Here is a 1817-nt window from a genome sequence, read left to right as displayed (position 1 = left end):
CGTCGATGCCCTCGTAGGTGTCCGCGGCCAATTCGACGCCGTCGCGCATCGGGATCCGCAGGTTCTTGCGGATACGGATGGTCTGTCCGCCCGCGTCGAATTCCTGGAGCTCGGCCATGGGTCTGCGATTCCTCTTCTGTGTCAGGACTTCTGGATGTACTGGGTGCGGTAGCCGTGCAGCGTCGTGAAGAACGGGGACGGTTCGAGGGTGGGATCGCCCCGGTAGCCGAGTTCGTCGGCGACGGGGGCGAACGGCGAGTACGCCGACTCGGTTTCGAGCAGGCCGCCGCAGAGGCAGCGGTACGCGGCGCCGCGCACTCCCCCTTCGATCTCGAGGCTTTCGCGCAGCGCCTCGGCCGCCTGGGTGCGGTCGAGTTCGACGCCGTAGGCGACTCCGTCGGCGCGCCGGTAGGGGTGTCCCAGGTACAGGTGCTGCGGGTCGATCTCGTCGCGCAGGTACTGCAGGCTGACCCGGTACGCCTCGGGGTCCTCGTAGCCGGGGAATCCGTTGGCGGCACCGTGGACCTGCACGGCGTCGCCGACGAACACGTCGTTCTGTCCGTCGACGACGTACGCGACCGACCCGGCGGTGTGCCCGGGGATCGAGTGCACCGACACGGTGACGTCGCCGCCGAGGGAGAGGGTTTCGCCGCCGCGCACGAGCATCGTCGGTTCCATCTCGCCGGAGATGACGGCCTGCGCGGCCGCGGTCACCTTGGCGCCCCCGTCCGGGTCCTTCAGGTATCTGCCGCGGGTCCCGAGGTATTCGTCGACGTGCGCCTGCCGCGAGCGCAGCAGGTGGGCGTCGGCCTCGTGGATGACGACCTGGGCGCGGCGGCCGGTCGCCTCCCACAGGGCGTGCGCTCCCCCGATGTGGTCGATGTGGCCGTGGGTGAGCAGGATCCAGCGCACGTCCTCGATGCGGCGGCCGAGCGCCGCGAGCGCGGGGGCCATGCCCTCGGCCGGGGACGACGCGATGCCGGTGTCGACGATCTCGGGCTGTTCGGCGTCGATGAAGAACGTGTAGAGACCGAACCGGCCCCACGGCGACACGATCGGGTGGATCTTCACCTCGGCCATGTCACTTGCCCTGCCGCAGGAAGTCCGCGGTCTCGTCGAAGACCTGCGCGAATTCGGGGATCCACGCGAAGTTCTGGACGAAGCCGTGGTTGGCGCCCGCGTACCGGCGGACCGTCACGGGCACACCGGCGTCGGCGAGACGCGCGCCGTAGGCTTCGCCTTCGTCGCGCATCGGGTCGTATTCGGCGGTGACGATCAGCGCGGCCGGGAGCCCGGTCAGGTCGGCACGTTTGATCGGTGAGACCCGCGGGTCGGCGGGGTCGGCGCCGCTGTCGAAGTAGAAGGAGTTGAAGGCGGGCAGCCCGGCGGTTTCGACTCCGTAGCCTTCGGCGTTCTCGCGCAGGGATGGGTAGCGGTCGACGTCGAAGTCCAGATCCAGCGACGGGTAGTACAGGATCTGGTGGGTGATGCGGTCGAAGCCCTGGTCGTGGGCGGCGGCCGCGACGGCGGCGACGAAGGTGCCGCCGGAGGAATCCCCGGCGAGGGCGAGGGTGTCGCCGTTCCAGTGCAGGTCGTCGCCGTGGTCGGCGACCCAGCGGACGACGGTGAGGCAGTCGTCCAGGCCGGCGGGGAACGCCGCTTCGGGGGCGCGGCGGTAGCCGACGGAGACGACCGTGCAGCCGGTGGCCTTCGCGAGGTGGCGGGCGACGTGGTCGTGGGTGTCGAGGCTGCCGAGGAAGAACGCGCCGCCGTGGAAGTACACCAGGATGCCGTGGGTGTCGGCGGTGTCCGGGGTG

The 1817-nt window shown here is 70.3% G+C and carries 2 protein-coding genes; both read right to left on the bottom strand.

Going from position 1 to position 1817, the window contains the following annotated elements:
- Positions 1 to 141: 141 nt before the first annotated feature.
- The gene (locus tag M1M07_RS32190) at positions 142 to 1080 is read right to left on the bottom strand and encodes an MBL fold metallo-hydrolase (RefSeq protein WP_248676758.1); all 939 of its coding nucleotides are present in this window, start codon (positions 1078 to 1080) and stop codon (positions 142 to 144) included.
- A 1-nt stretch (position 1081) separates the two neighbouring features.
- Positions 1082 to 1817, bottom strand: a 736-nt coding sequence (locus M1M07_RS32185) for an alpha/beta hydrolase (RefSeq protein WP_248676757.1), incomplete at its 5' end; no start/stop codon positions are given.

The sequence above is a fragment of the Rhodococcus sp. HM1 genome (genome assembly GCF_023218075.1).
In the GTDB taxonomy this organism is placed as follows: domain Bacteria; phylum Actinomycetota; class Actinomycetes; order Mycobacteriales; family Mycobacteriaceae; genus Rhodococcus.
Note: the sequence above shows the minus strand (reverse complement) of the source record. Positions and strands in the feature narration are given on the sequence as shown.

Bases quoted from the DNA above. Each gene is read 5' to 3' on its own strand.
- M1M07_RS32190 (WP_248676758.1), bottom strand. From the start codon at position 1,080: ATGGCCGAGGTGAAGATCCACCCGATCGTGTCGCCGTGGGGCCGGTTC.